Source organism: Catenulispora yoronensis, assembly GCF_039531695.1.
GTDB lineage: Bacteria > Actinomycetota > Actinomycetes > Streptomycetales > Catenulisporaceae > Catenulispora > Catenulispora yoronensis.
Map to the genome: position 1 here is coordinate 85,127 of NZ_BAAAQN010000042.1, position 26,915 is coordinate 112,041.

Sequence of the window (26,915 nt, forward strand, 5' to 3'; positions counted from 1 at the left end):
AGGTGGTGGATTCGCATGGCCTCTACACTGCGACTTGAAGCGCGCTTGAGGTCAAGCGGGAACCGGGGACGAGGGAGCCGTCATGGTCGGTACGGCCGGTAGGTTCGACGCAGTCAGCACGGTCAGCACAGCCAGCACGATCAGCACAGTCGCCGCGGTCGACACCGAGACGCCGCTGGACATCGGGGAGGTGGCGGCGCGCTCCGGGCTGGCGCCGTCCGCCCTGCGGTTCTACGAGCAGCGCGGCCTCATCGAGTCGACGGGTCGCAATGGCCTGCGTCGCACCTACTCCCCCGCCGTGCTGGACCGGCTCGCGCTGATCGCCTGCGCTCGGCAGGCCGGTTTCGGCATCTCCGAGATCGCCCGGTTCCTCACGGCCGGCCCGGGCGACACCGAGCTGCGTCGGCGGATGGCCGTCAAGGCCGACGAGCTCGACGGGATGATCGCCCGGCTGGTCCGGATGCGCGCGGCTCTGCGCCACGGCGCGGACTGCCCCGAGGAGCGGCTCGTCGACTGCCCCGAGTTCATGGCGGCGGTGAAAGCGGGCTGACATGTGACACCCAAAGGGCACAAAGCGCAAAGCACAAAACCGATTCCGGACAGACACGGGCGCGCCCCGCTGACACCAGGGCGCGCCCGCCCGGCTGCTCAGGACACCGCCGCCGGCGTGTAGTGCGCCGCCTCGTCTCCTTCCAGGATACGGCTGGTGGCGCCGTCGATGCCGACCGGAATGTCACCCGCCACTGTGACCCGGTTCAGACGGCGCGGCAGCTTGTCGTAGTCGTCAGGCGCGTAGTGCTGCGTGATGCGGTTGTCGAACAGGACGACGTCGCCCGGGTTCCACTGCACCCGCAACACGTTCTCGGGCCGGGTCACATAGGCCTGGAGCAGACGCAGGACGTCCTTCGACTCGGTCGTGCTGAGGCCCTCGATCGTCTGCGCGAACGCCCCGATGAACAGCCCGAGCTCCCCGGTCTCCGGGTGCACGCGGACCACCGGGTGCGCCGTGCGGTACTTCGTCGAGACGAACACCTCGCGGTACTGCTGGTACTTCTCGTCGTCGACCCGGGGGCCGGCGTAGTCGTAGTCGTTGGTGTGCACCGCCCACAGGCCGTCGGCCAGGTCGCGCAGCGGCCTGGGCAGGTCCCGGTAGGCGGCCGCGGTGTTGGCGATCAGGGTGTTGCCACCGTAGGGCGGGATGACGATGCCGCGCAGGGTGGAAGCCTTCGGCGGGGACTGCACGAAGGTGACGTCGGTGTGCCAGACGTTGGCCGCGCCGCGCTCGCTGTCCACCGGCAGGATCTGCGGCTGCTCGGCGATGCCGGGGACGGTCGGGTGCGCGGTGGTCAGCGGGCCGAACTGGGACGCGAAGCGGAGCTGGCCCTCGTCGTCGAGCTCCTGGGCGCGGAACACCAGAGCCTTGTGCTCCAGCAGCGCGGCCTTGATCTCGTCGAGCAGCGGCGCGGGGAGCTCGGCGGACAGGTCGACGCCGACGATCTCGGCGCCGATCCGGCCTCCGAGCTTCCGGACGTCGAAGTCGGTGGTGGTGGTCATGGTCGGTGGTTCCTTTCCGGCGGGGTGGCGGGGTCACAGGGAGCTGGAGGCGAGCAAGGACTCCGACTCGGTGGAGCGGGCGTCGGGGCGCGGCAGTCCGTAGTGGTCCCGCAGCGTCGTGCCGGTGTATTCGGTGCGGAACAGGCCGCGGCGCTGGAGTTCGGGCACGACGTGGTCCACGAAGGCGTCCAGGCCGGTCGGCAGGATCGGGGGCATGATGTTGAAGCCGTCGGCGGCGCCGGCCCGGAACCAGCTCTCGATGGCGTCGGCGATCTGCTCGGGGGCGCCGGCCACGACGCGGTGGCCGCGCCCGCCGCCGAGCCGGGCGATGATCTGGCGGATGGTCAGGCCCTCGCGCCGGGCCAGGTCGGAGACCAGGGTGAAGCGGCTCTTGTTCCCATTGACCTCCTGCTCGGTCGGCAGCAGGTGCTCCGGCGGCGGCTGGTCCAGCGGGTAGCCGGACAGGTCGACGTTGAGCATGTTCGACAGCTGCGCCAGCCCGTAGTCGATGACCTGGAGCTCGGTCAGCTCGTCCTCCAGGGCCCGGGCCTCGGCCTCGGTCGCGCCGATGATCGGGCAGATGCCGGGCAGGATCAGCGGCAGTCCGTCGCGGCCGTGGGCGGCGGCCCGGGCCCGGACGTCCTTGGCGAACGCGACGGCGTCCTCCAGCGTCTGCTGCGCGGTGAACACGGCCTCGGCGTGGCGGGCGGCGAACTCCCGGCCGTCCTCGGAGGATCCGGCCTGCACCAGCAGCGGCCAGCCCTGCGGCGAGCGCTGCACGTTGAGCGGGCCGCGCACCTGGAAGAACGGTCCGGCGTGCTGGATCTCCCGGACCCGGTCGGGGTCGGCGTAGACCCCGGACTCCTTGTCCAGCAGCACCGCGTCGTCGGCCCAGCTGTCCCACAGGCCGGTGGCGACCTCCAGGAACTCGGTCGCCCGCTGGTAGCGGACCGCGTGGTCGAGGTGCTCCTCCAGGTTGAAGTTGTTGGCCTCGGTGACGCTGCCCGAGGTGACGATGTTCCAGCCGGCCCGGCCGTTGGAGATGTGGTCCAGAGAAGCGAACTTGCGGGCCAGGTGGAAGGGCTCGTTGAAGGTGGTGGACGCGGTGGCGATCAGGCCGACGCGGCTGGTGACGGCGGCGATCGCGGCCAGCAGCGTCAGCGGCTCCAGACCGCCGGAGACGTTGCTGCGCAGGCGGCCCCAGACCGCCAGGCCGTCGGCGAAGAAGATGGAGTCCAGCTTGCCGCGCTCGGCGGTCTGCGCCAGCTGCTGGAAGTAGGTGACGTCGGTGGCGCGGTGCGGCTGGCTGTCGGGGTGCCGCCACGCGGCGTCGTGGTGGCCCGGGGTCATGAGGAAGGCGTTCAGGTGCAGCTGGCGGGGCTCGGTGCTCATGAAGAGGATTCCCTTGGGAGGTAAGGAGAAGTCGGTCGGGATCCGGCGTGGTCACCCGCCCGCGGCCGGCCGCCAGCGGGTGAGGCGGCGTTCGAGCGCGACGAGCAGCTGGTTGAAGGCCAGTCCGATGACGGAGATGGCGATGATCGCGGCGTACATGTCGGGGATCGCAAAGTTCTGCTGCGAGGTGTTGACCAGGTAGCCGAGTCCGGCCTTGGCGCCGACCATCTCGGCGGCGATCAGCACCAGGATCGAGCCCGACCCGGCCAGCCGGATGCCGGTGAAGATGGTCGGCACGCTGGCCGGCAGGATCACCTTCGCGAACAGCCGGGGCGCGGACAGCGCCATCGAACGGGCCGACTTCACCAGTACCGGATCCACGCTGCGCACCGCGCTGACCGTGTTGAGCAGGATCGGCCAGGTGCACGCGTAGACCACGATCGCGATCTTCGAGGTCTCGCCGATGCCCAGCAGCAGGATGAAGACCGGCAGCAGCGCCAGCGCGGCGGTGTTGCGGAACAGCTCCAGCAGCGGCCCGAAGATCTCGGCGACCGGCCGGTACCAGCCGATCAGCAGGCCCAGCGGCACCCCGGCGGCGATCGCGATGCCGAACCCGGCCAGCGAGCGGACCAGGCTGGCCTGGGTGTTGTCCCACAGCTGGCCGTTCTTCGCCAGCTCTATCAGGGCTTTGACGGCCTCGGAGAACGGCACCAGGAAGGTGCGGTCAACCAGGCCGATCCGCGGGGCGACCTCCCAGAGCACCAGGAACGCGGCGATGGCGACGGTGCGCTTGCCGAGCGTGGCCAGCGCGCTCGCGGCGGCGGCCAGGACGCGCGGGACGCCGGCCCGCACTCCGCCGGCGACTCCGGAGACTGCGGACACTCCGGAGACCCGGGAGACTCCCGAGACCCCGGAGACCCCGGTCGCTCCGGAGACCCCGGCGCCGCGGCCGCTCTTGGCCCCGGCCGGCTCGTGCGTGTGGAGAATCGGTATCTCAGCCAACGGAAACGACCTCCCTGAGTCGGGCCGCCGTCGTGACCTCGTCGCGCAGCAGGCTCCACACTTCGTGCCGGTAGGCGGCGAACTCCGGGCTGGACCGCACGTCCTCGTCCGCGGTCCGGTCGCCGAGCCGCACGTCGACCAGCTCCTTGATCCGTCCCGGCCGGGAGGTCATGACCGCGACCCGCTGCCCCAGAAAGACCGCCTCGTCGATGCCGTGCGTGATGAACACGACCGTGGTGCCGGTGCGCTGCCAGATCCGCAGCAGCTCCTCCTGCAGGCCGTCCCGGGTCTGCGCGTCCAGGGCGGCGAACGGCTCGTCCATCAGCAGCACCTTGGGGTCGGAGGCCAGCGCGCGGGCGATGGCCACGCGCTGGCGCATCCCGCCGGACAGCTCGTGCGGAAAGCGGTCCTCGAACCCGGTCAGGCCGACCAGTGCCAGGTGCTCGCGGGCCCGCTCGGCCCGGGCCCGGCGGCCCAGGCGGTCCAGCCGGGGCCGGGCCTCCAGGGCGAACTCGACGTTGCGCTGCGCGGTGCGCCACGGCAACAGCGCGTACTGCTGGAACACGACGCTGCGGTCCAGGGCCGGCCCGGTGACCGGCACCCCGTCCAGCAACACCTGGCCGCTGGTCGGCTTCGTCAGGCCACTGATGAGGTCCAGCAGCGTGGACTTCCCGCAGCCGCTGGGACCGACGACCACGAGGAACTCGCCGTCGGCGACGTCCAGGCCGATGTCGTCCAAGGCGGCGAAGCTTTCCCCGCCGCGGACCGCGAACGTCTTGCCCAGGTGCTCCAGCCGGATCTTCGGCACAGCCTCCGGCGCGGCTTCGAACGCCGGGCGATCGAGGACGGACATGTCAGGACCCTCCCTTCGCGAACGGGTTGAACTTGTTGGTGTAGACGGAGGCGGCGGTGATCTTGCCGGCCGGGATCTGGCCCTGCTGCTCCAGCCAGTCGATCCAGGTGGTGAACTCCTTGTCCGCGATGACGCCGCCGGTGCCGGCGATGCCGAAGGACTTGAAGTAACGCAGGGTGGCGATGTCCTCGTTGCGCCCGCGATCCTTGATGATCTTCGTGAACCGCTCGATGACCTGGTCCCGCGGCGTGCTGCGGGTCCACTCGATGGCCTTGGCCACGCCGGTGGTGAAGGCCTGCACGGTGTCCGGGTTCTTGGCGATGAAGTCGTTGCGGAACACGTAGGTCCCGGCGCTGAAACTGCCGAGCAGGTCGTAGTCGGTGAACAGAGGTTTGATACCGCCTGCGGCCAGGGCCTTGTCCCGCAGGATGCCGCCGAGGGTGGCGACGTCGATCTGGTGGGCGCGCAGCGTCTGCTCGGCGTTGATCGGCGAGATCACCAACGGCTCGACCTTCTTCACCGCGTCGCCGGTGACGCCGTTGCGGTTCAGATAGATGTCCAGCACGGCTTCGAGGTGCGCGCCGAGCGTGTTCATCCCGACCTTTTTGCCGAACAGGTCGGGGGCCGAGGCGATCGAGCTGTCGGCGAGGGTGTAGTAGCCGTTATAAGAGTCCTTATCGACGCCGTAGTAGCTGATGACCGCGGTGATCGGGGAGCCCGCGGCCCGCAGTTTGGCCACCGCGCCGTTGAACGCGCCGCCGAACTCGGTCTGTCCGGTGGCCGCGGACTGGATGTCCTGCGGGCCGCTGGTGGTGTTGCCGACCCATTGCAGGGTGACCGGGCCGAGGTAGCCGAGGTCGGCGGCCAGTTCGGGGAGGGTGACGGAGCCCGCGCTGCCCTGGTAGCGCAGCTTGGTGGTCTTGCCGCCGCCCTTCCCGGACGTGCCGCAGCCGGCGGTCAGGGCCGCGGCGCCGACGAGACCGAGGAAACCGCGTCTGGTGTGGGTGATGGTCATCTCGCCGCTCCCGCGGTCGCGGGGGTCGGGGTGGAGACCGGGGCGGAGAACCGGGTGGAGGCGGAAGCGGAAGCGGAGGCAGCGGCAGAGGCAGCGGCGGCGACAGAAGCGGAAGCAGCAACGGCGGTAGCGGCGGTAGCGGCGGAGGCGGAGGTCGGCGCACCGGCCGTGACCAGCTTCAGCACCGGAGCGGCGGCGGTGGCGGTGGCGGTGCGGCGGTCCAGCGCCGCGGTGAACGCCGCGACCGAGTCGGACAGCCGGCGGTCGGCCTCCGGCGTCAGCCGCGTCCGGCCGCCCTCCCCGCGGATGATGTCGGAGTCGAGAAGGAACCGGCCCTGGACGACGTGGTCGGCGCCGAGCGCGGTCAGCACCGGGCGCAGCGCGTAGTCGATGGTCAGCAGATGCCCGATCGTCCCGCCGGTCACCAGCGGCAGCACGACCTTTCCGGCCAACGCGTTCTCGGGAAGAAGGTCAAGGAACGCCTTGAGCAGTCCGGTGTAAGAGGCCTTGTAAACGGGGGTGGCTATGACGATGCCGTCCGCCTGCGCGACGGCGTCGGTCGCGCTCCACAGCGCGGGGGTGTCGCGGAACCCGGAGAGCAGATCGTCGGAAGGCAGGTCGCGCACCGCCAGATGCGAAGCGGTGTGGCCCTGCGCCCGCAGCAGGGTGAGCGCGTGATCGGCGGCGGACGCGGTCCGCGAGGTCGAGGACGGACTGCCGGAGACAGCCAGGATGGAGGGCATGCGAAAGCTCCCGAGAATTGTTGTAAAACCAAATGCCGCGCCTGGGCGACGCTCAGCAAAAAGTGAAAAGAGCTCAAAGGCGAGCGGTGAAAGAGTGGCGCGCAGTCACCATGGACAAGCAGCGAAGGCGCCGGAGCCGGCGAGGGCTGAGACTAAAAACCGCAGCGACAGATGGCGCTCGCGGTCCGTCGCAGATCGACGTGACGGCGAGCCACAAGGAGCTGACCCGGGTTCATAGCATTGAGAGTGGCAGCGGAATGAGGTGTCGTCAATGCCCCGAGGAACTGTCTCGCATTTCGGAGAACGCGCCGCCTGCAATCCGAGAAGGTTGAAGGCAAAAGCAAAACCGCCGGTCCCGGTGCGCCGAATGGCGCTGCCGGAACCGACGGCATCCGAACTATTCCAATACCGAAAAGCCCTGCGGCCTTACCAGTGCGTGTGAATCCGGACGTTGTGGAACTGGACCCAGTCGTTCGGGTAGCCGTCGCCCGCCGAGTTCTGGTCGTCCTCGCCGTCGGCGGCGATCTTCTGGAGGACGTCCATGCCGCCGACGACCACGCCGAAGGGCGTGTAGTCGGGGCGGAGCTTGGTGTCCTTCCAGGTGAAGAAGAACTGGCTGCCGTTGGTGTTCGGGCCGGCGTTGGCCATCGCCACGGTGCCGGCCGGGTACGTCGCGCCGGTCAGGTTCTCGTCGTTGAACGAGTAGCCCGGGCCGCCGCTGCCGGTCCCGGTCGGGTCACCGCATTGCAGGACCCAGAGACGCTGGGTGGTGAGGCGGTGGCAGTGAGTCTTGTCGTAGTAGCCGCGCTCGATCAGGTACCGGAACGAATACGTGGTGCAGGGCGCGGCGGCGGTGAGGGCCTTGACCGTGATGTCGCCTTCGGGGGTGTGGAAGGTCACGGTGTACGGCTCGGCGGCCTTCTTCGCGTCGAACTGCGGGATGCCCTTGAAGTTGTCGGCCGGGACGGCAGGCACATAGCCGCAGGGGTCGGTCGCGGTGGTGGTGGCCGCGTGACCGGCGAGCGCGGGACCGGCGGAGCCTTCGGCGACGACGGTGGCCGGGCCCGGCCGGACCGGCTCGGCACCGCCGGACGCGCCGGCGGCGCCCGCGACGGTGACCGTGAGGCCGAACAGCAGGGCGGCGGCGACGGCGAGCCGGCCGGATCTGCTTGTGAAGCGGGGTGTCCGCATGTTTTTCAGCTCCCTGAGAGGTTGGTCAGGACGCTTGGTGCCCTTCCCAGGGCGAGCTGTACGGTAAACCCCTGATGAAGGTCCGGGACGCCGGGGCCGGGCGGGGCGGACGCGCCGGGGCTGCGGGTGGGCGGATCCGAGAGACCCTTAGGGGATCTCTCTTAGGCGGATTTCAGCCGGGCGTGGCGGGGACGCGGTGACGGTGCGGGGGCGAGCGGCGCAGCGCTGGGCTGAGCAACGCTGAGCTGAGCAGCGCTGGGCTTGGCGGTGCTGGGCCGAGCAGTGGCTGGGCCGTGCGGTCAGCCTAGGACCGGCAGATCGGCGACCACGGTGCAGGAGCCCGGAGCGATCTCGGTGAACCCGGCGTCGCGGACCAGCGGGCGTCCTGAGTCGGCGAGCGCCGGCCAGTCCTGCCGGGACGCGACGCGGACGGCGAGGCGGAAGCCGTCGTCGGCCCAGGCCTTGCGCTGGGTGTCGGTGAGTTGCCACCACGCGATCTGGGCGGCGTGGCCGACTTGGGCCATGGCCTTGCCGGCGGTCATCTCCAGGTCCGGGTTCAGCCACAGGACGGGCTGCGAGCCGGGGGCGACGGGGGCCGGCGGCTCGGTGTCGGAGAGGTCGGTTCCGGAGACCTGGAGGCGGGCGAGGTCCTTGGGCCAGCCGTCGAGCGGGATCGGCGGGAAGACGCGGACTTCGGCGATAGCGTCGTCGGCGGCATCGGCGGCATCGGCGGCATCGGCGGCATCATCATCAGCGCCGAAGCCGGTGACCGTGATGCCAGGCAGCGCCTCGGCACGCGTCCACTCCGCGCCGCGGGCCCGGCGCACGACCTTGCGGATCCGGCCGTCGGTCCAGGCTTCGACGAGGGGGGTCCACTCGCCGTCGGGGTCGGTGGAGCGGGGATCGGCCAGGAAGGTGAGGACGGCGCGGGCCGCGGTCTCCAACGCGTCGGTGCGTTGCGGAGGCGCGGCGCGTTCGATGCGGACCACGAGTGGGAGCACGTACTGCGGGTTGGCGTCGCGGACCGCCGCCTCCGCTTCGGAGGCGGCGGCCACGGCGGGCGCGTTGAAGGGATCTCCGCCGGGGTTCATGATCGAGCCGCTCACCCCAGCAGTATGCGGCACGGGCGGTGTCAGCCGTTGGGCAGAATGACGGCGCGCCCGCGGATCTGGCCGGCGTGCAGGCGCTCGTACGCCTTCGGCGCCTCGTCCAGGCTGTAGGTCTCGACGTGCACCGACACCGAGCCGTCGCGGGCCAGGTCCAGCACTTCGATCAGTTCGGCGCGGGTCCCCCAATAGGGTGCGCGGAACGCCGCGTCGTAGGGCGTCACGCCGAACCCGACCTGGGCGCTGCCGCCGCCGATGCCGACCACGGTGACGTCGGACTCCACGCCGGCGCAGGCCGAGGCGATGGCAACGGTGGGCGGGGCGCCGACGAAGTCGAAGACCGCCTCGGCGCCACGGCCGCCGGTCAGGTCCTTCACCGCGGAGGCCGCCTTCTCGTCGGACATCAGGGCCTCGTCGGCGCCGACCTCCTTGGCCAGTTCGAGCTTCTCCGGCGACACGTCGAGGGCGATGACGCGGGCCGGGCTCAGGGCGCGCAGCAGCTGGATGGCGACGTGGCCCAGGCCGCCGGTGCCGATCACGACGGCGGTGCTGCCGCCGGTCAGTTTCGGCAGCGAGGTCTTGATGGCGTGGTAGGGCGTCAGCCCGGCATCGGTGAGCGGGACGTTGCGGACCGGGTCCAGACCGCCGAGCGGCACCAGGTGGCGGGTGGAGTCGACCAGCAGGTACTGCGCGATGGCACCGGGCGCGCCGAGGCCGGGCGGGAAGATCTTGAGGTCGGCGGCGCGCAGGCAGTAGTTCTCCTTGCCCTGCGCGCACATGTGGCACATGCCGCAGCCCCACGGGCCGTAGACGGCGACGCTTTCGCCGACGGCGAAGCCGGTGGCGCCGTCGCCGAGGGCGGCCACCTTGCCGGCGCCCTCGTGGCCGAGGGTCAGCGGCAGCGGGAAGCGCAGCGCGGAGGCGGGCATGCCCATGACCGCGATGTCGGAGTGGCACACGCCGGCCGCGGTGACCTCCAGCAGCACCTGGCCGGGGCCGGGTTCGGGATCCGGGACGTCGACGACCACCGGGGCGGCACCGACCGCCGGGTACTGGAGAGCCTTCATCGCGGCTACCGCCTTCCGAAGTCCTGAGCAGGGCAGGGACGCACCGGGTGGGGCGCTTTCCCACCTTCGCGCGGCCCGGGGCGGTCCGCAATCGGGAGGGGCCGGCGGCGGGGCGGGACGGCCGCCGATCGGTGGAGGAGGTGCTCAAACCCGGCGCGGCCGATCGTGGCCCAACCGTGACCGGAATTCCCTCTTCGGGGTCGTCGCCGGGTGGGAAGATCGCTCTCTCTCGTCAAGATTTGCATAATCAGGGGTGCGTAAGAGTGCCAGGAGTGGGGATTCCCGGCGCCGGCCGCCGGCGTGCCGCCGTGGCGGCGTTCACTGCGGGCTGGGTGCTGATCGCCGGCGGGACCGCCGGAGCGGTGGTGGCGTTGGGGCGGGACGGATCGTCGCAGAGTTCTGACGCGGTGGCGGGGGCGGGCGCGACGCCGTCCGCGACCGACGCGTCGAGCTCGGCAACGTCGCCTTCACCGTCGCCGACGTCGCCGTCGCTGGATCCGACGCCGTCCGATCCGAGTCCGACGTCGAGCAGTTCGAGCAGTTCCTCGTCGCCGACGCCGTCTCCCACCCCGACGCCGACCTCGACGGTGACCGGGAAGGTCGCGAACGGCGTGCACACCGGCGACCTGCGGTACTTCCTGCTTTCCACACCCGCCGACGCCTTGGCCATCGACAGCCCCGACGGGGAACTGCTGACCAAGGACGACGTCGTGCGCATGTACGGGGCCTCCGCCGCCACCGCCGGCAAGAGACTGGACGCGCTGCACTTCCAGGGCGGCGCGACCCGCGGGTACCAGACCGCGGACGGCAAGTACCACGTGCTGGTGCGGCTGTTCCGCTTCAGCACGGCCGCCGGCGCGAAGACGTGGCTGACCTCCCTGCGGCCCGTGACCGGCTGGAAGGCGTTCCCGGTGTCCGGCTACCCGGACTTCAAGGCCTACGACATCCCCGTGGACCCCACGCTCGCCGCGGCACGGCTGCAGGTGGTCGGGTTCCGGGGCGACGTGTTCTTCGAGGTGAACGTCTTCGGGCAGCCGCCGGTGGACCACAACGTGCTGATCGACCGGCTGCGCAAGCAGATCGCCCGCCTGGACACGGGGAGCTGAGGAACGTGAAACGACGGACCGGACTGCTGTTCTCCTCGGCGGTCGTCCTCGGGCTGGCGGGCGGCGCGGCGGTCGGCTTCGCCGTCCAGCACGCGCGGCCGGCGACCCCGCTGCCGCCGGTGCCGCACACGCTGGCCGCGGCCGTGCCGGTGCCGGCGGCGTCGACGGACCCGGCGACGGACGACGGCGCGAAGCTGGAGGGCGATCTGCGGGACCTGCTGCTGGAGCGCCCGGCGGACGCGCAGGACGACCCCGTCCTGCCCGCCCGCGGCTGGCTCACCATCGGCGACCTCGCCGACTTCTTCGAGCAGCCGGACGCCGAGCTGACGGCGCTCAACCGGCAGGGGTTCCGGCGGGCCGCGCAGGCCGGCTGGAAGCTGCCGGACGGAGCCACGGTCGAGATCGACCTGGTGCAGTTCCGCAACACCGACGGCGCCCTGGAGTTCGTCGACGCCACATCGCTGCAGCAGGACGCGACGACACCGGTCGTGGCCGGAACCGCGACCGGCTTCGTGGGACGCGACGTCTCGAAGAACGAGGCCGGCTTCTACTCCGGGTACGGAGTGCTGCGGCACGGGAACGTCGTGGTGCAGATCTTCGTGGACCAGACGCAGGATGTGCCGCGGCTCGACGATCTGATGGCGCTCGCCAAGGGACAGGCGGACCGGTTGTGAGTGCGGAGATGCCGGAGGGGGAGCTGGAGCCGGGGCTGGAGTTGGAAGCCGAGCTGGAGCCGGAGGCGGAAGCGGAGCCCGAGTCGCGGGCAGAAGCGGAGCCGGAGTCGCGGGCGGAGGCGGAGCCCGAGTCGCGGGCGGAAGCGGAAGCTGAGCCGGAGTCGCGGGCGGAAGCGGAAGCTGAGCCGGGCTTGGAAGCCGAGCCGGATTCGTTGCCGGATCTTGAGGCGACTGGCGAGCCGAAGCCGGAGCAGGTTGAGCGGCCGCTGGTGAATGAGAGTACTGATGGGACAGCCGTCGTCGGGCCCGGCTTCGCGGATGCGGCTGTGCCGACGGCGCGTGCTCCTTGGCGTCGTGCGCTGTTCCTGAGCGCGTGGTTGGCGTCGGCGCTGGCGGTCGGGGCGGGGGTCGGGTTCGGGATTCTGGCGGTGACCGGGAAGCCGGGCGTCGATGCCGGGCACTGGGCCGTTTCTCCGTCGGCGTCGGTGTCGAGCCCGGCGCCGAGCCCGAGTGTGACCGCGGGTGTGCGCTCGGACGGGACGCACTACGGTAGCCTGCTCGCCTTCCTGCTGCCGGTCCCCGACGGCTACCGGCCCGGTCCGGACGTGGGCGAGCTCGGCAACGACTCGGCGGTCCGCGCGGATCAGGCCGATCCGACGGTGTCGCTGCTGTTTGGCACGCTGCCGGCCTCGGATCTGACGGGTGTGGAGGGCGCGGTGACCGCCGGGCACATGAGCGGCGGAGCCGTCCGCTCCTACGCCAACGAGGCCGGGACACTGGACCTGTCGCTCACGGTGCTGCAACTCGACCCGGCCTTGTCGGCGAAGTCGACTGACGACTTCCTGCGGATCGTAAAGGCGTCGAAGGGCTACCGCGTCGGACCGGCCGTGCCCGGCCACCCGGACGCGCTGTGCGTGCTGCCTCCGACCCACGCTGGGGCCCGGCTGGACGCGATGACCTGTCTGGGGACCGTCGGCGACGCGTTCACCATCGCGACGGCTGAGGGCGTGGTGCCGCTGGACACGAACGCCGTGACCGACCTGTTCGGGCGGCAATTGGACGTGCTGAAGAACGGACTGGGGACGTGAGCGCACAGGACGACGTGCTGGCGGCGTTCGGGGAGCCGCGGAAGCCGCACGTGGAGGTGGAGGCGGCGGAGCCGGCAGAGGCACCGGAGCCGCCGGCCGACGAGATCGTCGCTGAGGCGGTGGGCGAGTCGGCCGGAGAGGCCGATGCCGCGGCTGCCAATACCGATGCCGACGACGATGCAGCAGCTGCCGATGCCGTGGCTGCCGATGCCGCTGCCGATACCGATGCCAACGGCGACACCGATGCTAAGGCTGACGCCACAGCAGCCGATGCCGCTGCCGATCCGAGCGTCGCCGCTACGGAGCCTGTCGCCGCCGCCGAAGCAACCGTCGCCGCACCGGCATCCGAACCGACATCCGCACCGGGCCAGCTCTACCTCGACCCCTCAGCGTTCTTCACCCAGCTCCAAGCCGAGTCGACACCGAAGCCGAAGCCGAAACGCTGGCCCCGCCTACTCCTCCGCTACGCGTCGGCGCTGGTCGTGGCTGGCGCGGTCGGGGCCGGGACCGCTTACGCCGTCACGATTCCGCGGCGGACCGACGTGCCGTTTCTCGCGACGCCGAACGACGGGCGCTACGTGTTCCCGGTCATCGCCAAGCCCGCGCCGCCGGCCGGGAAGCTCGCGCCCGGCGATGAGAAGAACGCGCAGCAGACGCACTTCGGCGACCTGCGGCGGTATCTGATTGCCGCGCCGAAGGGAGCGGTGGCCGTGGAGGAGGGTTGGGAGAAGTCGTCCGAGTTCACCGACGACATCCTCAACGCGGCGATCGTGGGCCAGCTCTACGACGCCGGGTTGCAGCGCATCGCGCGCCGTGGCTGGACGGCTGCCGACGGGCAGCACACGGTGGTGGAGCTGTTGCAGTTCCCTGATCACCAGGCGGCCTACGCGGTGGAGAAGGAGCTCGCGATGGGCGCGCCGCGGAAGTTCGGCAAGGCCGAGGACGTGGTGCCGACGTTCACCGTGCCGGTGCTCGGCGACACCACCGAGGAGATCGCCGTGCGCCGGTTCGACACCGTCGACGGGCTGCCGGGGCAGATGGGGCGGCGGGCGGTGTTCCGGAACGGGGACCTGCTGGTGGTCGTCACGGCCACGGCTCCGGTGAAGGTCACCGATGTGGCGATCGACCAGGTGCTGACGTTGCAGGCGGAGATGTTGCAGTAGTCACGAGCCGGGCCGCCTTCCCCAGAAGGAAGGCGGCCCGGCGTGTCGCAGTGCCCTGGCTCAGCCGGACAGCCGCTCCAGCAGCAGCTCGCGCACCCGCGCGGCGTCGGCCTGTCCGCGCGTGGCCTTCATCACCGCACCGATCAGCTGTCCCGCCGGGCCCAGGTTCCCGCCGCGCACCTTCTCGGCGGCGTCCGGGAAGGCGGCGACGGCGTCGTCGATCGCGGCCAGCAGCGCCCCGTCGTCGCTGACGACGGCCAGGCCGCGCTTGGCCACGACCTCCTCCGGGGAGCCCTCGCCGGCCAGCACGCCCTCGATCACCTGGCGGGCCAGCTTGTCGTTCAGCTTGCCCGCGGCGGTCAGCGTCACCACCTCGGCGACCTGCGCCGGGGTGATGGGCAGCGCGCCGAGCTCGACCTCGTCCTCGTTGGCGCGCCGCGCCAGCTCGCCCATCCACCACTTGCGGGCCTGGTCGGCGGCGGCGCCCAGGGCCACCGTCTCGACGATCAGGTCGACCGCGCCGGCGTTGAGGATGGACTGCATGTCGTGGTCGGAGACCTCCCACTCGGCCTGCAGGCGCTTGCGGCGGGTGCCGGGCAGCTCCGGCAGCGTGCCGCGCAGCTCCTGGACCCAGGCGCGGTCCGGGGCCACGGGGACAAGGTCGGGCTCCGGGAAGTAGCGGTAGTCCTCCGCCTCCTCCTTGACCCGGCCGGCGGAGGTGGTGCCGTCGTTCTCGTGGAAGTGCCGGGTCTCCTGGATCACCTTGTCGCCGGCGTTCAGCACGGCGGCGTGGCGGCGGATCTCGAAGACGACCGCGCGCTCCACCGATCGCAGGGAGTTGACGTTCTTGGTCTCCGAGCGGGTGCCGAACTTCTCGGTGCCCAGCGGGCGCAGCGACAGGTTGGCGTCGCAGCGCATCTGGCCGAGCTCCATGCGGGCCTCGGAGACGCCGAGCGCCTTGATCAGCTCGCGCAGTTCGGCGACGTAGGCCTTGGCGACCTCCGGGGCGTGCTCGCCGGCGCCGGTGATCGGCTTGGTGACGATCTCGATCAGCGGGATGCCGGCCCGATTGTAGTCGACCAGCGAGTAGTCCGCGCCGTGGATGCGCCCGGTGGCGCCGCCGACGTGGGTGGACTTGCCGGTGTCCTCCTCCATGTGCGCGCGCTCGATCTCGATGCGCCAGGTCCGGCCGGCCGCCTCGACGTCCAGGTAGCCGTTGAAGGCGATCGGCTCGTCGTACTGCGAGGTCTGGAAGTTCTTCGGCATGTCCGGGTAGAAGTAGTTCTTCCGGGCGAACCGGCACCACGGCGCGATCTCGCAGTTCAGCGCCAGCCCGATCCGGATCGCCGACTCGATCGCGGTGGCGTTGACCACCGGCAGCGAGCCGGGCAGGCCCAGGCAGGTCGGGCAGGTCTGGGTGTTGGGGTCGGCGCCGAAGCCGGTGGGGCAGCCGCAGAACATCTTGGTGGCGGTGCCCAGCTCGACGTGCACCTCCAGGCCCATGACCGGGTCGTAGGCGGCCAGCGCCTCCTCGTAGGAGGGCAGGTTCACAGTGCTCGTGCTCATCTCAGGACTCGGCCTTTCCACCGCGCTTGCGCGCCCGCAGTACCTGCAACACTCCGACGGCCAGCGCCGCCGCCGACACCGCGGCGTCGGCGATCGCCAGCTTGTCGCCCTTGGCGCGGGCCTCCTTGAAGCGGCGGGCCAGCACCGGGGCCAGGGTCACCGAGCTGCCGACCGCGAACAGGGTGCCGAGCTTGCCGCGGCTCTTGGTCTTCTTCGGGCTCACAGCGACGGCACCTCCGAGAGCAGCCGGTGGCCCCATCGGGCGGCCAGCGCGGCCTCGACCGCGCCGCCGACCCGGTACAGCCGGTCGTCGGCCATGGCCGGGGCGATGATCTGCAGGCCGACCGGCAGGCCGTCCTCGGGGGCCAGGCCGACCGGGACCGACATGCCGGCGTTGCCCGCCAGGTTGGTCGGGATGGTGCACAGGTCGGCCAGGTACATCGCCATCGGGTCGTCGGCGCGCTCGCCGATCTTGAAGGCGGTGGTCGGCGTGGTCGGCGAGACCAGGACGTCGACGTCGGCGAAGGCCCGGTCGAAGTCGCGGATGATCAGGGTGCGGACCTGCTGGGCCGAGCCGTAGTAGGCGTCGTAGTAGCCGGAGGACAGGGCGTAGGTGCCGAGCATGATCCGGCGCTTCACCTCGGGGCCGAAGCCGGCCTCGCGGGTCAGGGCCATGACTTCCTCGACGCCGTTGACGCCGTCGTCGCCGACCCGCAGCCCGTAGCGCATGGCGTCGAAGCGGGCCAGGTTCGAGGAGCACTCCGACGGCGCGATCAGGTAGTAGGCCGCCAGCGCGTAGTCGAACGAGGGGCAGTCCACCTCCACGACCGTGGCGCCGAGTTCGCGCAGCAGGTCCACGGACTCGTGGAAGCGGGTCCGGACGCCGTCCTGGTAGCCGTCGCCGTCGAACTGCTTCACCACGCCGATCTTCATGCCCTTGACGTCCGCCCGGCGCGCGGCGCCGACGACGTCCGGGACCGGCTGGTCGATCGAGGTGGAGTCCAGCGGGTCGTGGCCGGCGATCGCGGCGTGCAGCAGCGCGGCGTCGAGCACGGTGCGGGCGCACGGTCCGCCCTGGTCCAGGGAGGAGGAGAAGGCCACCAGGCCGTAGCGGGAGACGCCGCCGTAGGTGGGCTTCACGCCGACGGTGCCGGTGACGGCCGCCGGCTGGCGGATCGAGCCGCCGGTGTCGGTGCCGATGGCCAGCGGCGCCTCGAAGGCGGCCAGGCTGGCCGAGGAGCCGCCGCCGGAGCCGCCGGGGATCCGGGTCAGGTCCCAGGGGTTGCGGGTCGGGCCGTAGGCGGAGTTCTCGGTGGAGGAGCCCATCGCGAACTCGTCCATGTTGGTCTTGCCGAGGATGACGACGTCGGCCGCGCGCAGCCGGCCGGTCACGGTGGCGTCGTACGGGGGCCGCCAGCCCTCCAGGATCTTGGAGCCGCAGGTGGTGGGGACGCCCTTCATGGTGAAGACGTCCTTCAGCGCCAGCGGCACGCCGGCCAGCGGGCCGAGCTGCTCGCCGCGGGCCCGCTTGGCGTCCACCTCGGCCGCCTTGGCCAGCGCGCCCTCGGTGTCGACGTGCAGGAAGGCGTTGACCTTCTCGTCGACCTTGGCGATGCGCTCCAGGTGGGCCTGCGCCACCTCGGTCGCCGAGACGTCGCCGGTCTTGATGGCGGCGGCCAGATCGGCCGCGGTGTTCCTGGTCAGGTCACCGTCGAGAGCCATGTCAGTCCTCCCCCAGGATCCGCGGCACGCGGAACCGCTGGTCCTGCGCCGCCGGGGCCTGGCTCAGCACGTCGGCCGGGTCCAGGCACGGACGCTCCACGTCCGGCCGGGTGACGTTGACCAGCGGCAGCGCGTGCGAGGTCGGCGGGATGTCCTGGCCCTGGCCGAGCTGCTGCACGGCCTCGCTGACACGGGCCACCGAACCGAGGATGTCGTCGAGCTGCCCGGCGTAGTGAGCGAGCTCGTCGTCGGACAGGTCGAGCCGTGACAGCCGCGCCAGATGCGCGACCTCTTCACGGGTGATAGCGGGCATAAGCACGGATCCCTACGGTGTGGACTGGGGTCTAGTTCAACCGTAGCCATCCTAGTAGCGGGACGTCAGCCGACTTTCCGTCGCCGCCGCGTCACCGTGTCGCGCGCCAGCACCGCGACCGCGAGCGCGCCGAGGCCGAGCCAGAAGCACCAGTAGCCGGGTCCGATCGGGAGGTGGGCGGTCCAGGGGCCGCCGTAGTGCAGGTCGGTGAAGAGTTCGAGGCCGCCGGCGAGCGCGACCGCGAGGTAGGCCAGGACGCGTGGGCCGGCGCCGGGGCGCGGGGTGAGGGCCGGGAGGAGGGCGAGGACGGCGGCGATGGCGAGGAGCTGGATGGCGGTCGCGGCCTTCAGGCCGCCGGGTTCGTTGGGGAACCAGCGGAAAAGCTGCCAGGTGCGGGTGGTGGCCTCGGCGCCGGTGGCGGAGAGGTCGGCCGGGATGGTGACGGCGGGGAGGAAGGCGACCACGGCGAGGTAGGCGATGAGGAGGAGAGGGACGAGGGCGCGGGCCGGGTCGGGACCCGAGGGTTGGAAGAGTTGGTGGTAGCCGGGGGTGTTCGGATAGGGAGTGTTGGGATAGGGGGCGTTCGGATAGGGAGTGTTCGGATAGGGGGCGTTCGGGTACGCGGCGGCCACGGTCGGCGGGGCGGCGGGCCAGGGGTGGTGGCCGGGGCCGCCGGGCTGGGCGGCGGGTGCGGCGGCGGGTGCGGCGGCGGGTGCGGCGGTAGGTGCGGCGGTAGGTGCGGCGGCGGGGAACGGCTGCTGCTGGTACTGGGGCGACGCAGGCACCGGCGGCTCCGTGAACTTCGACAGCGACCCCGTCGTCTGCCCGCTCCCGAGCAGCGCCAGCGCGGCCTCGGCGGTCAGCCGCTGCTCCGGCTCCTTGAGCATCAGGCCTCGGACGACGTCGCCGAGCGCCCCCGGCGCGTGGCTCATCATCGGCGCCTGGTCGAGCAGCACCGCGCCGAAGCTGGCGGCGGTCTCGGCGCGGCGGAAGGGCGAAAGGCCCTCGACCGCCTCGTAGAGTGTCACGCCGAGGGAGAACAGGTCCGAGGGCGGGCCCGCTTCCTGGCCGCGCACGCGTTCCGGGGCCAGGTACTCCGCCGAGCCGACCACCGCGCCGGCCGCGGTCAGGCCCGGGTCGCCGGTGGAGACGGCGATGCCGAAGTCGGTCAGCAGCACCGAGCCGTCGTCGGCGAGCATCACGTTGGCCGGCTTCACGTCGCGGTGCAGCAGTCCCACGCGGTGCGCGGCGTCGAGGGCGCGCAGCAGGGCCTCGGCGACGCGGGTGGCCTGGTCGAGGGTGAGCGGTCCGCCGGACTCCACCTGCTCCTGGAGCGAGCGGCCGTGGACCAGCTGCATCACGGTCCACGGCACGCCGTCCTCGATCACCACGTCGTACACGGCCACGACGTTCGGGTGGCCGCGCAGCCGGGCGGCGTTGCGGGCCTCGCGTTCGGCGCGCGCCAGGCGGGTGGCCTGTTCGTCGGCGGTCAGCGAGGGCGGCAGCAGCACCTCCTTGACCGCGACGTCGACCGCGAGCGCGGTGTCGTGGGCCAGCCACACGCGGCCGTAGCCGCCGGAGCCGAGGCGGCGCAGCAAGCGGTAGCGGCCGCCGACCAGCAGTTCGGGGCGCGCGTGGCCAGCCCCGGTCGATCCGATGCTCACGTGGTCCCCCCAGCAGCGCCCGGATTCCCTGAGTCCCCGCCCGCCCCGATGCAGCGAATCAGGCTTGGCACTCAGGGTAGCTCGCCGCGGCCCAGGATTCGCCTACGGCATTACCCCAGGGCGACCGCCGTGCCGGTGACCGAGATCCCCTCGGCGCCCTCCGGGATCCCGACCGTCAGGGTGCTGGGTCGTCCCAGGTCGAAGCCCTGATAGACGGTGACTGTGGTCGGCGGGGCGACCAGGCCCAGCTCTCGCAGGTAGCCGCCGAAGGCTGCCGCCGCCGCGCCGGTGGCCGGGTCCTCGTAGACCCCGCCGGGCGGGAACGGGTTGCGGGCGTGGAAGACGGTCGGCGACTCGCGCCACACGAGATCGACCGTCGTCCAGTCGCGCTCGGCCATCAGCGGGCCGAGCTCGTCCATGGCGTAGTCGAGGCGGGCCAGCCGCGACCGGTCGGCGGCGGCGATGATCGGGTGCCATGCGCCGCCGTACGCCACCCGTGGCGGCAGGGCGGGATCCAGGTCCTCGGGCTGCCAGCGGAGCGCGGCCAGGAGCGCGGCGAGGGTGTTCTCGTCGAGCGGCTCCAGGCGTGGCGGAACGCTGACCAGCGTCGCGGTGACCTGACCGGAGTCGGCGTCGGACCGCGTGTGCACCCGCACGGTGCCGGCGGGGGTCTCGAACGTCAGGTCGCCGACGCCGTGCCGCTCGGCGTAGGCAACGGCGGTGGCGATGGTGGCGTGGCCGCAGAACGACACCTCGGCCAGCGGGCTGAAGAAGCGCAGCGCCATGTGCCGGCCCTCCTGCGGAAACAGGAATGCGGTCTCGGAGTAGCCGACTTCGGCGGCGGCCGCGAGCATCGCGGCGTCGTCCACGCCCCGGGCGTCCAGGACGACGCCGGCTGGGTTGCCGCCGGCGGGATCAGTGGTGAAGGCCGTGTAGCGAAGGATGTCCACCCGCTCACGCTATTCGCCGGACGCCGACTGCGAGCGGCGCACCCGGCATCGCGGTCGTGCGGGTCACGCCGACAACTGCTCCGGCGGGCTGTTCCGCGCCGGGTTCGCGGACGGCGGCTTCGAGGCCGCCGTCCCCTTCGGCACCGACGATCCCTTCAGCACCGAGGACGGGTTCGCCGAGGCCGACGGCGCGGCCTTCGCCCCCGCCGGTCCCTTCGCCGACGGCACCTGCGGGGCCGACGGAGCGGACGTCGGCACCCGCTCGGCGAGCAGCGCGCAGATCTCGCCGGCCGGCAACGCCTTCGAGACGAGCCAGCCCTGTGCCTCGTCGCAGCCGTAGCCCTCCAGGGCCGACCAGGTGGCCGGGTCCTCGACCCCCTCGGCCACCACCCGCAGGCCCAGCGAGTGCGCCAGGTCTATGGTCGAGCGCACGATGGCCGCGTCGTCGGTGTCGTAGCCCAGACCGCTGACGAAGGACCGGTCGATCTTGATCTCGTCGAAGGGCAGCCGGCGCAGGGTCAGCAGCGAGGCGTAGCCGGTCCCGAAGTCGTCCAGGGACAGCCGCACGCCCATCTTGGACAGGCCCAGCAGCGTGGTGCGCGCGGTCTGGGCGTCGCCGACCAGGACCCGCTCGGCGATCTCCAGCCGCAGCGCCTCGGGCCGCACCCGGTGCTGCGCCAGCTTGCGCGCCACCAGTTCGGTGAAGCCGGGGTTCTCGATGTCGCGCAGGGAGACGTTCACCGCGATCGGGACGCCGTAGCCGGACCGCCACCACTGCGCCGCCTGGCGCAGCGCCACGTCGAGGATGTAGTCGGTCAGCCGGGGCATCAGGCCGCTGGACTCGGCCAGCTTCACGAACGTCTCCGGCGAGATCGCGCCGCGGGTGTGGTGCCGCCAGCGGGCCAGCGCCTCCACCCCGACCACCCGCTCGTCCCGGAACGAGGCCTGCGCCTGGTAGTGCACCTCGATCCGGCCGGTCTCCAGCGCCCGGCGCAGATCGGACAGCAGCGCCAGCCGGTCCGGGCTGTTGCGGTCCCGGGCCGGGTCGTAGCGGACGTAGCCGGCCTTGCTGCGCTTGGCCTCGTACATCGCCACGTCGGCGTGCCGGAGCAGCACGTCGTACTGGCGGGCGTCGTCGGGGTGCAGCGCGATGCCGAGCGAGGCCTCCACGTCCAGGGTGAAGCCGTGCAGCCGGAACGGGACCGCGACCGCGTCCAGCAGGCGCTGGGCCAGCTGCTGGGCCGCCTCCACGTCCGGCAGGCCGGGCAGCAGCACCGCGAACTCGTCGCCGCCGAGCCGGGCCACCATGTCCTCGGCCCGCACCGCCGAGGACAGCCGGTGCGCCACCTCGCGGATCAGCTCGTCGCCGGCGGCGTGGCCCAGGGTGTCGTTGACCTCTTTGAACCGGTCCAGGTCCAGCAGGAACAGGCCGATGCGGCCGGCCGGGAAGGACATCGCCGCCGGGGAGCGGCCGGTGGCGTACAGCGAGGACAGGCCGCCCTGGTCCGGATCGCCGGGCGAGCCGAGCAGCAGTTCGGCCTGGCGGCGCAGCGCCTTGCGGTTGGGCAGCGCGGTCAGCGGGTCGTGCAGCGACTGCCACTCGCTCTCGTCGAAGGCCAGGGCGCTGCGATAGAAGACCAGCAGGATCGGGATGAACAGCACGATCAGGTAGGGCTCGTGCCGCATCACCACGGTGATCAGCGGGGCCAGCACCACCGAGGCGCCGACCACCTGCAGCTCGACCTTCCACTCCCGCAGCGCGATGGCGCGCAGCGAGACGCCGGTCCAGATCGCCACCGCCTGCCAGACCAGGAACAGGTTCACCGCGAAGTAGGCCACGCCGGCCAGCAGGATCGCGGCCAGGTAGGTGACGCTCGGCGCCCAGGGCCGGTTGGGGGTCGGGACGATGTCGAACAGCTGGAGCACCAGGCAGGCCGCGCCGAGCGAGAGGGTGAACTGCGAGACGTTGTAGAGCGTCCGCCACCAGGTCTTGCGCCCGGCGGCGCCGCCCACCACCGAGGCCGCGGCCTGCACCATCGCCGCCAGCGGCCAGCCGGCCAGCATCAGCAGGGCGATGGTGAACACGGTGGTGGTGGCGGCCTCGCGGTTGGTGTGCTGCAGGCGCATCAGGGGCCGCAGCTCGCCCAGGAAGACCAGGCACATGGTCATCAGCAGGGCCGGCATCGACTCGGCGGTCGGGCCCGAACTCTTCCAGTTCAACACCAGCAGCGCGGCCAGGATCGTGATCCCGGCCGCGCTGACGACGGCGACGAATGCGTACAGGCGCCCGGGATCGGCCTTCGGGCCGTACTCCGGCTCGAACGGTCGGTGCATGGAGCGGACCCTCCCGTACCGGTCTCGTCGGTGCACGCGCGCACAAGCTCCTCTGACGCTGCAATACTGCCGTATCGGAACGTCGCCGACCAGAGACGGACCGTAAAGGTTTCGCCTGGGACTTGACGCCTTACCCGACGGCGGTGTCAGGCTCCTGCTTCCACCACTGTAGCCGCCGCCGCGTCCGGACCGGATTCCAGCAGGACCTTGAAACCGGCTTCATCCAGGACCTTGACCCCCAGCGTCAAGGCCTTGTCGTATTTGGTTCCGGGGTTGTCACCGACCACCACGAACGAGGTCTTCTTGGACACCGAGCCGCTGACCTTGGCCCCGCGACCGGTCAGCTCCTCGGCCGCGCCGTCCCGGGTGAATCCGGCCAATGTGCCCGTTACGACCACACTCAATCCCTCAAGAGGCCTCGGACCCTCGGGGGCGGACTCCACAACAGGCACCACGCCGGCGTCCTGCCACTTGCGGATGATCTCCCGGTGCCAGTCCACGGCGAACCACTCGACGATGGCCGCGGCGATCGTCGGGCCGATGCCCTCGGCCGCCTTGAGCTCGTCCTCGGTGGCGCCGGCCAGCGCCTCGAAGGACGGGAACTCGCGGGCCAGGACCCGGGCCGCGGTCGGGCCGACGTGCCGGATCGACAGCGAGACCAGGTAGCGCCACAGCGGCCGGTCGGTCTTGATCAGCTCCAGCTGCTGCATCAGCAGCTCGGTGGTGGCGGTCGGGACGCTGGGCTTCTTGGGCGTGCCCTTGGTGTAGAAGTACGGGACCAGCTCGGTCTCGCCGGGCTTGGCGTCGGCGCCGCGCTTGGTGTGCGGCATCCTCAGCTCGGCGAGGTCCTCGATCCGCAGGCCCAGCAGGTCGCCCTCGTCGTGCACCGGAGCGGTGCCGGCGGCCGGCTGGGTCAGGGCCACCGCCGACTCGAAGCCCAGGGCTTCGATGTCCAGCGCGTTGCGGCTGCCCATGAAGTCGATGCGCTCGCGGATCTGGCCCGGGCAGAACTGCGAGTTCGGGCAGCGCAGGTCGATGTCGCCCTCTTTCTGCGGGGCCAGATCGGTGGCGCAGTCCGGGCACTTCTCCGGCATCACGAACGGGCGCTCGGTGCCGTCGCGCAGGTCCTGGACCGCGCCGACGATCTCCGGGATGACGTCGCCGGCCTTGCGCAGGATCACCGTGTCGCCGATCAGCAGGCCCTTCTTCACCACGATCTCCTGGTTGTGGAGGGTGGCGTTGCGGACCGTGGAGCCGGCGACGGTGACCGGCTCCATGATCGCGTAGGGCGTGGCCCGGCCGGTGCGGCCGATCTGGACCTGGATGTCCAGCAGCTTGGTGGTCACCTCCTCCGGCGGGTACTTGAAGGCGATGGCCCAGCGGGGGGCCCGGGAGGTGCTGCCCAGGCGGCCCTGGATGGCCAGGTCGTCGACCTTCACCACGACGCCGTCGATCTCGTGCTCGACGTCGTGCCGGTGCTTGCCGTAGTGGTCGATGAACTTCTGGACGTCCTTCAGGGTGGTGACGACCTTGACCCGGTCGGAGGTGGGCAGGCCCCAGGAGCGCAGGGCCTGGTAGGAGTGCGACTGGGACTTCGGGGTGAAGCCTTTGCGGGCGCCGATGCCGTGCACCACCATCGACAGGGGGCGCTGCGCGGTGACGCGCGGGTCCTTCTGGCGCAGCGAGCCGGCGGCGGCGTTGCGGGGGTTGGCGTAGGAGCGGCCGGTCTCGGCGAGGATCTTCTCGTTCCACTCGTCGAAGGCCTTGACCGCGAAGTAGACCTCGCCGCGCACCTCGACCAGCTCCGGTACCGGGAACTCGGCGGTGCCGGTCAGGGTCTGGGGGATCGAGGCGATGGTGCGGGCGTTCGGGGTGATGTCCTCGCCGGTGCGGCCGTCGCCGCGGGTCAGGGCCCGGACCAGCTTGCCGTTCTGGTAGAGCAGGTTGATCGCCAGGCCGTCGACCTTCAGCTCGCACAGCAGGTCCGGCAGGCCGCCGAGCTCCTTCTCCACGCGGTCGGCCCAGAGCTTGAGCTCCTCGGCGGTGAAGGCGTTGTCCAGCGAGAGCATCCGCTCCAGGTGCGGCACCGAGGTGAACTCGGTCTCGTAGTTGCCGGCCACCTTCTGGGTCGGGGAGTCCGGGGTCCGCAGCTCCGGGTGCTCCTGCTCGATGGCCTCCAGCTGCCGGAGCTTGACGTCGAACTCGGCGTCGCTGAGCGTCGGCGCGTCGAGGACGTAGTACCGGTAGCGGGCGTCCTCGATCTCCTCGGCCAGGGCTGCGTGGCGCTGGGCCGGGGTCGGGGCGATGGTCTCATCCGTCGCGGACAACGCGTCACCTCACTGTCGTGGCCTTGCTGACACCACTGAATCTACCGCCGGCCACTGACACTCCCGCAGTTCAGGCGGCTTTGTCGGCCAGCGCGTCGGCGGTCCGGTGGGCGAGGATCAGGGCCTGGCGGGCCCAGGGCGGGGTGGCGCCGGCCAGGCCGCAGGTCGGGGTGATCGTCACCGCCTCGGCCAGCTGCCGCGGGGAGAAGCCGATCCGGGTCAGGGACAGGACCTTGTCCAGGAGCTGGTTGACGCCCGGGACGCGCGGCGGCTCCAGGGTCGGGACCACGCCCAGCAGCAGGCCGACGCCGGCCTCGATCGCCTCGCCGAGCTGCTCGTCGCGGCGGGAGTCGACCTCCAGGCGCGAGGCGTCGAAGGAGATGTGGTCGGCGCCGGCTGTGCGCAGCAGCTCGACCGGGACGTCGGGGGCGCAGCAGTGGACGGCGGCGGTCGCGCCGGCGTCGTGCACGGCCTGGATCAGCTTGCCCAGCACGTCGCGGGCCACCGGCTCCTCCACGGCCCGCAGGCGTCCGAAGCCGCTGGCGGTGGGGACGGTGCCCCGCAGCGCGCCGGGCAGGGCCGGCTCGTCGAGCTGGAGCAGGATCGCCTCGGCGCGCGGGGCCCGCTTGCGGACGTCGGCCAGGTGCAGCCGCAGGCCCTCGGTCAGCGACTCGGACAGCTCGCGCACCGCGCCGAGGTCGGAGAGCATGCGGTCGCCGTGGCGCAGCTCCAGGGTGGCGGCCAGGCTCCAGGGGCCGACGGCCTGGACCTTCAGGGTGCCGGTGAAGTCCTGGGCGTTCTCCTCCAGGACGTCCAGGTCCTGGCGCAGGAACGCGGCGGCGCGGCGGGCGTCCCGGCCCGGCCGGTCGGCCAGGCGCCACCCGCTGGGCTGCACCTCCGCGTACAGCTCGACCAGCAGCGCGGTGCCGCGGCCGGTCAGATCGGCCCCGACGCCGCGGGCCGGCAGCTCGGGCAGGAAGGGCAGATCCGGGAGCTCGTCGAAGACCAGGCGGTGGGCCGCGCCGATGTCGGTGCCGGGCAGGGAGCCGATTCCGGTGGCGCGCGGGGGTTGCTGCATGGCACGACCCTAACGAACCGCCCGGATCGACATCACCCGTTGGGGTGGTGAATGCGCGGGCCAGGAGCCCGCACCGCCGATATTGTGACCAGCACCACCCCGTTCAACTCCCCCGAGCGCCGCCCGGTGACCGGTGACCTTCTGGAGCCCGCCCGTGCCGACCGTGTTCTTCGCCGCGAGCCCCGACGAGCTGGCCGTGGTGGCCGCCACCCACGCCGACCCCACCGCGATGCTCGCCGCGCTCGACACCGTCGCCGCCGGCGACCTGGATCCCGCTCAACTCATCGACCTGGACCTGCTGGTCACCGGCAACGACCCCGCCGAGGTCCGCGAAGCGGTACTGACCCCCGCCCACGAGGGCCCGGACGACAACGGCGGAACAGTGCTGCTACCAGTCCGCCCAGCCCTGGGCTCCCGCCTGGCGCACCTCAGCGACCACGACGTGGATGCACTGGCCGAGCGCTGGGCGGCGGCCGACGGGGCGGCGGATGGTGGGTGGGACGCTTATCGGTGTGGGCAGCTGCTGCGGTCTTTGTCGCTGCTGGCGTTGTTGGCGGGGGCGGATCAGCGGGGGTTGTTTGTGCGGTTTGATAGTTGATTTGGTGGGGTGGGTGGGGAGTTGGGTGGGGTGGGGAGTTGGGTGGGGGTGGGGTGGGGCGAGTGGTTTGAATTCGGTTAAAAGCCAGTCAAAAGCCAGTCAAAAGCCAGTCAAAGTCAAGAGCTGGGTAAGGCAGGCGCCTCCGGCGAGGGCCTCTGATCCCTCGGAGAACTGGCGCTGCTCCATAGGTGGGTCTGGTTAGTCTCTGCGCTGGCGGTTTGTGGGGTGGGGGTTTGTTCCCCTCGCTCACGTCGGCAGCCCTACGGGTACAGCACCGCCGCCCAGGTATCAAGTCCATGCCGGAACCTTGTTGTTCTAGCGCTGCGGTTGGGCTTGCATGAACTTGACACCTGGTCGGCGGTACTGTAGGCAAAGCCCTGCCGACGTGACCGAGGAGAACAAACCAAAA

General features: G+C 71.5%; 26 protein-coding genes. 6 read left to right on the top strand and 20 right to left on the bottom strand.

Annotated features, from left to right (window positions below):
- Nucleotides 1-82 precede the first annotated feature (82 nt).
- Complete coding sequence (locus ABD481_RS29420; protein WP_344669038.1) at nt 83-550, top strand: MerR family transcriptional regulator; 468 nt, start codon at nt 83-85, stop codon at nt 548-550.
- 98 nt (nt 551-648) lie between these two features.
- Here ABD481_RS29420 and ABD481_RS29425 read toward each other — a convergent pair whose 3' ends face one another.
- The 11 genes from ABD481_RS29425 to ABD481_RS29470 form a co-directional block, all read right to left on the bottom strand.
- Nucleotides 649-1,554, bottom strand: a complete 906-nt coding sequence (locus ABD481_RS29425; protein ID WP_344669039.1) for a TauD/TfdA dioxygenase family protein — start codon at nt 1,552-1,554, stop codon at nt 649-651.
- A 33-nt stretch (nt 1,555-1,587) separates the two neighbouring features.
- Nucleotides 1,588-2,946 carry an LLM class flavin-dependent oxidoreductase gene (locus tag ABD481_RS29430; RefSeq protein WP_344669040.1) on the bottom strand — a complete coding sequence of 453 codons (1,359 nt, stop codon included), beginning with the start codon at nt 2,944-2,946 and terminating at the stop codon, nt 1,588-1,590.
- A 51-nt stretch (nt 2,947-2,997) separates the two neighbouring features.
- Nucleotides 2,998-3,774, bottom strand: a complete 777-nt coding sequence (locus ABD481_RS29435; protein WP_344669065.1) for an ABC transporter permease — start codon at nt 3,772-3,774, stop codon at nt 2,998-3,000.
- A gap of 166 nt (nt 3,775-3,940) precedes the next feature.
- Nucleotides 3,941-4,801, bottom strand: coding sequence for an ABC transporter ATP-binding protein (locus tag ABD481_RS29440; protein ID WP_344669041.1), 861 nt, complete (start codon nt 4,799-4,801; stop codon nt 3,941-3,943).
- A 1-nt stretch (nt 4,802) separates the two neighbouring features.
- Nucleotides 4,803-5,816, bottom strand: coding sequence for an ABC transporter substrate-binding protein (locus tag ABD481_RS29445; RefSeq protein WP_344669042.1), 1,014 nt, complete (start codon nt 5,814-5,816; stop codon nt 4,803-4,805).
- Nucleotides 5,813-6,559 (bottom strand): NADPH-dependent FMN reductase, encoded by a 747-nt coding sequence (gene ssuE, locus ABD481_RS29450; protein WP_344669043.1) that lies wholly within the window; start codon nt 6,557-6,559, stop codon nt 5,813-5,815. The genes ABD481_RS29445 and ssuE overlap by 4 nt, the downstream gene beginning before the upstream one ends.
- 152 nt (nt 6,560-6,711) lie before the next feature.
- A complete protein-coding gene (locus tag ABD481_RS47470; protein ID WP_425559315.1) occupies nt 6,712-6,951 on the bottom strand; it encodes a putative leader peptide in 240 nt (79 codons plus the stop codon).
- Nucleotides 6,952-6,985: 34 nt separating this feature from the next.
- A complete protein-coding gene (locus tag ABD481_RS29455) occupies nt 6,986-7,750 on the bottom strand; it encodes a peptidylprolyl isomerase (protein ID WP_344669044.1) in 765 nt (254 codons plus the stop codon).
- A 299-nt stretch (nt 7,751-8,049) separates the two neighbouring features.
- Nucleotides 8,050-8,841: an aminoacyl-tRNA hydrolase gene (locus ABD481_RS29460; protein ID WP_344669066.1), complete on the bottom strand. Its 792-nt coding sequence runs from the start codon at nt 8,839-8,841 to the stop codon at nt 8,050-8,052.
- A gap of 41 nt (nt 8,842-8,882) precedes the next feature.
- On the bottom strand, nt 8,883-9,923 hold the full coding sequence (locus ABD481_RS29465) for an NAD(P)-dependent alcohol dehydrogenase (RefSeq protein WP_344669045.1): 1,041 nt from the start codon (nt 9,921-9,923) through the stop codon (nt 8,883-8,885).
- 247 nt (nt 9,924-10,170) lie between these two features.
- On the bottom strand, nt 10,171-10,542 hold the full coding sequence (locus tag ABD481_RS29470) for a hypothetical protein (protein ID WP_344669046.1): 372 nt from the start codon (nt 10,540-10,542) through the stop codon (nt 10,171-10,173).
- On the opposite strand from ABD481_RS29470, the gene ABD481_RS29475 reads away from it, so the two are divergent.
- Genes ABD481_RS29475 through ABD481_RS29490 form a run of 4 tightly spaced genes read left to right on the top strand, consistent with a single transcriptional unit; the run spans nt 10,535 to nt 13,954 of the window.
- Nucleotides 10,535-11,029: a hypothetical protein gene (locus ABD481_RS29475; protein WP_344669047.1), complete on the top strand. Its 495-nt coding sequence runs from the start codon at nt 10,535-10,537 to the stop codon at nt 11,027-11,029. The genes ABD481_RS29470 and ABD481_RS29475 overlap by 8 nt on opposite strands.
- Before the next feature lie 5 nt (nt 11,030-11,034).
- Nucleotides 11,035-11,703, top strand: a complete 669-nt coding sequence (locus ABD481_RS29480) for a hypothetical protein (RefSeq protein WP_344669048.1) — start codon at nt 11,035-11,037, stop codon at nt 11,701-11,703.
- Complete coding sequence (locus ABD481_RS29485; protein WP_344669049.1) at nt 11,700-12,791, top strand: hypothetical protein; 1,092 nt, start codon at nt 11,700-11,702, stop codon at nt 12,789-12,791. Before ABD481_RS29480 ends, ABD481_RS29485 begins: the two co-directional genes overlap by 4 nt.
- Nucleotides 12,788-13,954 (top strand): hypothetical protein, encoded by a 1,167-nt coding sequence (locus ABD481_RS29490; protein WP_344669050.1) that lies wholly within the window; start codon nt 12,788-12,790, stop codon nt 13,952-13,954. The genes ABD481_RS29485 and ABD481_RS29490 overlap by 4 nt, the downstream gene beginning before the upstream one ends.
- Before the next feature lie 60 nt (nt 13,955-14,014).
- Here ABD481_RS29490 and gatB read toward each other — a convergent pair whose 3' ends face one another.
- The 9 genes from gatB to ABD481_RS29535 all read right to left on the bottom strand — a co-directional run bounded on the left by gatB (nt 14,015) and on the right by ABD481_RS29535 (nt 25,908).
- The gene (gene gatB / locus ABD481_RS29495; RefSeq protein WP_344669051.1) at nt 14,015-15,520 is read right to left on the bottom strand and encodes an Asp-tRNA(Asn)/Glu-tRNA(Gln) amidotransferase subunit GatB; all 1,506 of its coding nucleotides are present in this window, start codon (nt 15,518-15,520) and stop codon (nt 14,015-14,017) included.
- Nucleotide 15,521: 1 nt separating this feature from the next.
- On the bottom strand, nt 15,522-15,743 hold the full coding sequence (locus tag ABD481_RS29500) for a hypothetical protein (RefSeq protein ID WP_344669052.1): 222 nt from the start codon (nt 15,741-15,743) through the stop codon (nt 15,522-15,524).
- A complete protein-coding gene (gene gatA / locus ABD481_RS29505) occupies nt 15,740-17,242 on the bottom strand; it encodes an Asp-tRNA(Asn)/Glu-tRNA(Gln) amidotransferase subunit GatA (protein ID WP_344669053.1) in 1,503 nt (500 codons plus the stop codon). Before gatA ends, ABD481_RS29500 begins: the two co-directional genes overlap by 4 nt.
- 1 nt (nt 17,243) lies before the next feature.
- The gene (gatC, locus tag ABD481_RS29510; protein ID WP_344669054.1) at nt 17,244-17,555 is read right to left on the bottom strand and encodes an Asp-tRNA(Asn)/Glu-tRNA(Gln) amidotransferase subunit GatC; all 312 of its coding nucleotides are present in this window, start codon (nt 17,553-17,555) and stop codon (nt 17,244-17,246) included.
- Nucleotides 17,556-17,620: 65 nt separating this feature from the next.
- Nucleotides 17,621-19,219: a serine/threonine-protein kinase gene (locus ABD481_RS29515; RefSeq protein WP_344669055.1), complete on the bottom strand. Its 1,599-nt coding sequence runs from the start codon at nt 19,217-19,219 to the stop codon at nt 17,621-17,623.
- Nucleotides 19,220-19,329: 110 nt separating this feature from the next.
- Nucleotides 19,330-20,169 carry a PhzF family phenazine biosynthesis protein gene (locus ABD481_RS29520; RefSeq protein WP_344669056.1) on the bottom strand — a complete coding sequence of 280 codons (840 nt, stop codon included), beginning with the start codon at nt 20,167-20,169 and terminating at the stop codon, nt 19,330-19,332.
- Between the two features lie 63 nt (nt 20,170-20,232).
- On the bottom strand, nt 20,233-22,503 hold the full coding sequence (locus tag ABD481_RS29525; protein WP_344669057.1) for a putative bifunctional diguanylate cyclase/phosphodiesterase: 2,271 nt from the start codon (nt 22,501-22,503) through the stop codon (nt 20,233-20,235).
- A gap of 146 nt (nt 22,504-22,649) precedes the next feature.
- Nucleotides 22,650-24,830 carry an NAD-dependent DNA ligase LigA gene (ligA, locus tag ABD481_RS29530; protein WP_344669058.1) on the bottom strand — a complete coding sequence of 727 codons (2,181 nt, stop codon included), beginning with the start codon at nt 24,828-24,830 and terminating at the stop codon, nt 22,650-22,652.
- 70 nt (nt 24,831-24,900) lie between these two features.
- Nucleotides 24,901-25,908, bottom strand: a complete 1,008-nt coding sequence (locus ABD481_RS29535; RefSeq protein ID WP_344669059.1) for a methionine synthase — start codon at nt 25,906-25,908, stop codon at nt 24,901-24,903.
- 154 nt (nt 25,909-26,062) lie between these two features.
- On the opposite strand from ABD481_RS29535, the gene ABD481_RS29540 reads away from it, so the two are divergent.
- Nucleotides 26,063-26,506 (top strand): hypothetical protein, encoded by a 444-nt coding sequence (locus tag ABD481_RS29540; protein WP_344669060.1) that lies wholly within the window; start codon nt 26,063-26,065, stop codon nt 26,504-26,506.
- The last annotated feature ends 409 nt before the right edge of the window (nt 26,507-26,915 follow it).

Excerpts from the sequence above, each read along its gene's own strand:
- ABD481_RS29420 (WP_344669038.1), top strand. The coding sequence starts at position 83 with ATGGTCGGTACGGCCGGTAGGTTCGACGCAGTCAGCACGGTCAGCACA.
- ABD481_RS29425 (WP_344669039.1), bottom strand. The coding sequence starts at position 1,554 with ATGACCACCACCACCGACTTCGACGTCCGGAAGCTCGGAGGCCGGATC.
- ABD481_RS29430 (WP_344669040.1), bottom strand. The coding sequence starts at position 2,946 with ATGAGCACCGAGCCCCGCCAGCTGCACCTGAACGCCTTCCTCATGACC.
- ABD481_RS29440 (WP_344669041.1), bottom strand. The coding sequence starts at position 4,801 with ATGTCCGTCCTCGATCGCCCGGCGTTCGAAGCCGCGCCGGAGGCTGTG.
- ABD481_RS29445 (WP_344669042.1), bottom strand. The coding sequence starts at position 5,816 with ATGACCATCACCCACACCAGACGCGGTTTCCTCGGTCTCGTCGGCGCC.
- ssuE (WP_344669043.1), bottom strand. The coding sequence starts at position 6,559 with ATGCCCTCCATCCTGGCTGTCTCCGGCAGTCCGTCCTCGACCTCGCGG.
- ABD481_RS47470 (WP_425559315.1), bottom strand. The coding sequence starts at position 6,951 with ATGCCGTCGGTTCCGGCAGCGCCATTCGGCGCACCGGGACCGGCGGTT.
- ABD481_RS29455 (WP_344669044.1), bottom strand. The coding sequence starts at position 7,750 with ATGCGGACACCCCGCTTCACAAGCAGATCCGGCCGGCTCGCCGTCGCC.
- ABD481_RS29460 (WP_344669066.1), bottom strand. The coding sequence starts at position 8,841 with ATGAACCCCGGCGGAGATCCCTTCAACGCGCCCGCCGTGGCCGCCGCC.
- ABD481_RS29465 (WP_344669045.1), bottom strand. The coding sequence starts at position 9,923 with ATGAAGGCTCTCCAGTACCCGGCGGTCGGTGCCGCCCCGGTGGTCGTC.
- gatB (WP_344669051.1), bottom strand. The coding sequence starts at position 15,520 with ATGAGCACGAGCACTGTGAACCTGCCCTCCTACGAGGAGGCGCTGGCC.
- gatA (WP_344669053.1), bottom strand. The coding sequence starts at position 17,242 with ATGGCTCTCGACGGTGACCTGACCAGGAACACCGCGGCCGATCTGGCC.
- gatC (WP_344669054.1), bottom strand. The coding sequence starts at position 17,555 with ATGCCCGCTATCACCCGTGAAGAGGTCGCGCATCTGGCGCGGCTGTCA.
- ABD481_RS29525 (WP_344669057.1), bottom strand. The coding sequence starts at position 22,503 with ATGCACCGACCGTTCGAGCCGGAGTACGGCCCGAAGGCCGATCCCGGG.
- ABD481_RS29535 (WP_344669059.1), bottom strand. The coding sequence starts at position 25,908 with ATGCAGCAACCCCCGCGCGCCACCGGAATCGGCTCCCTGCCCGGCACC.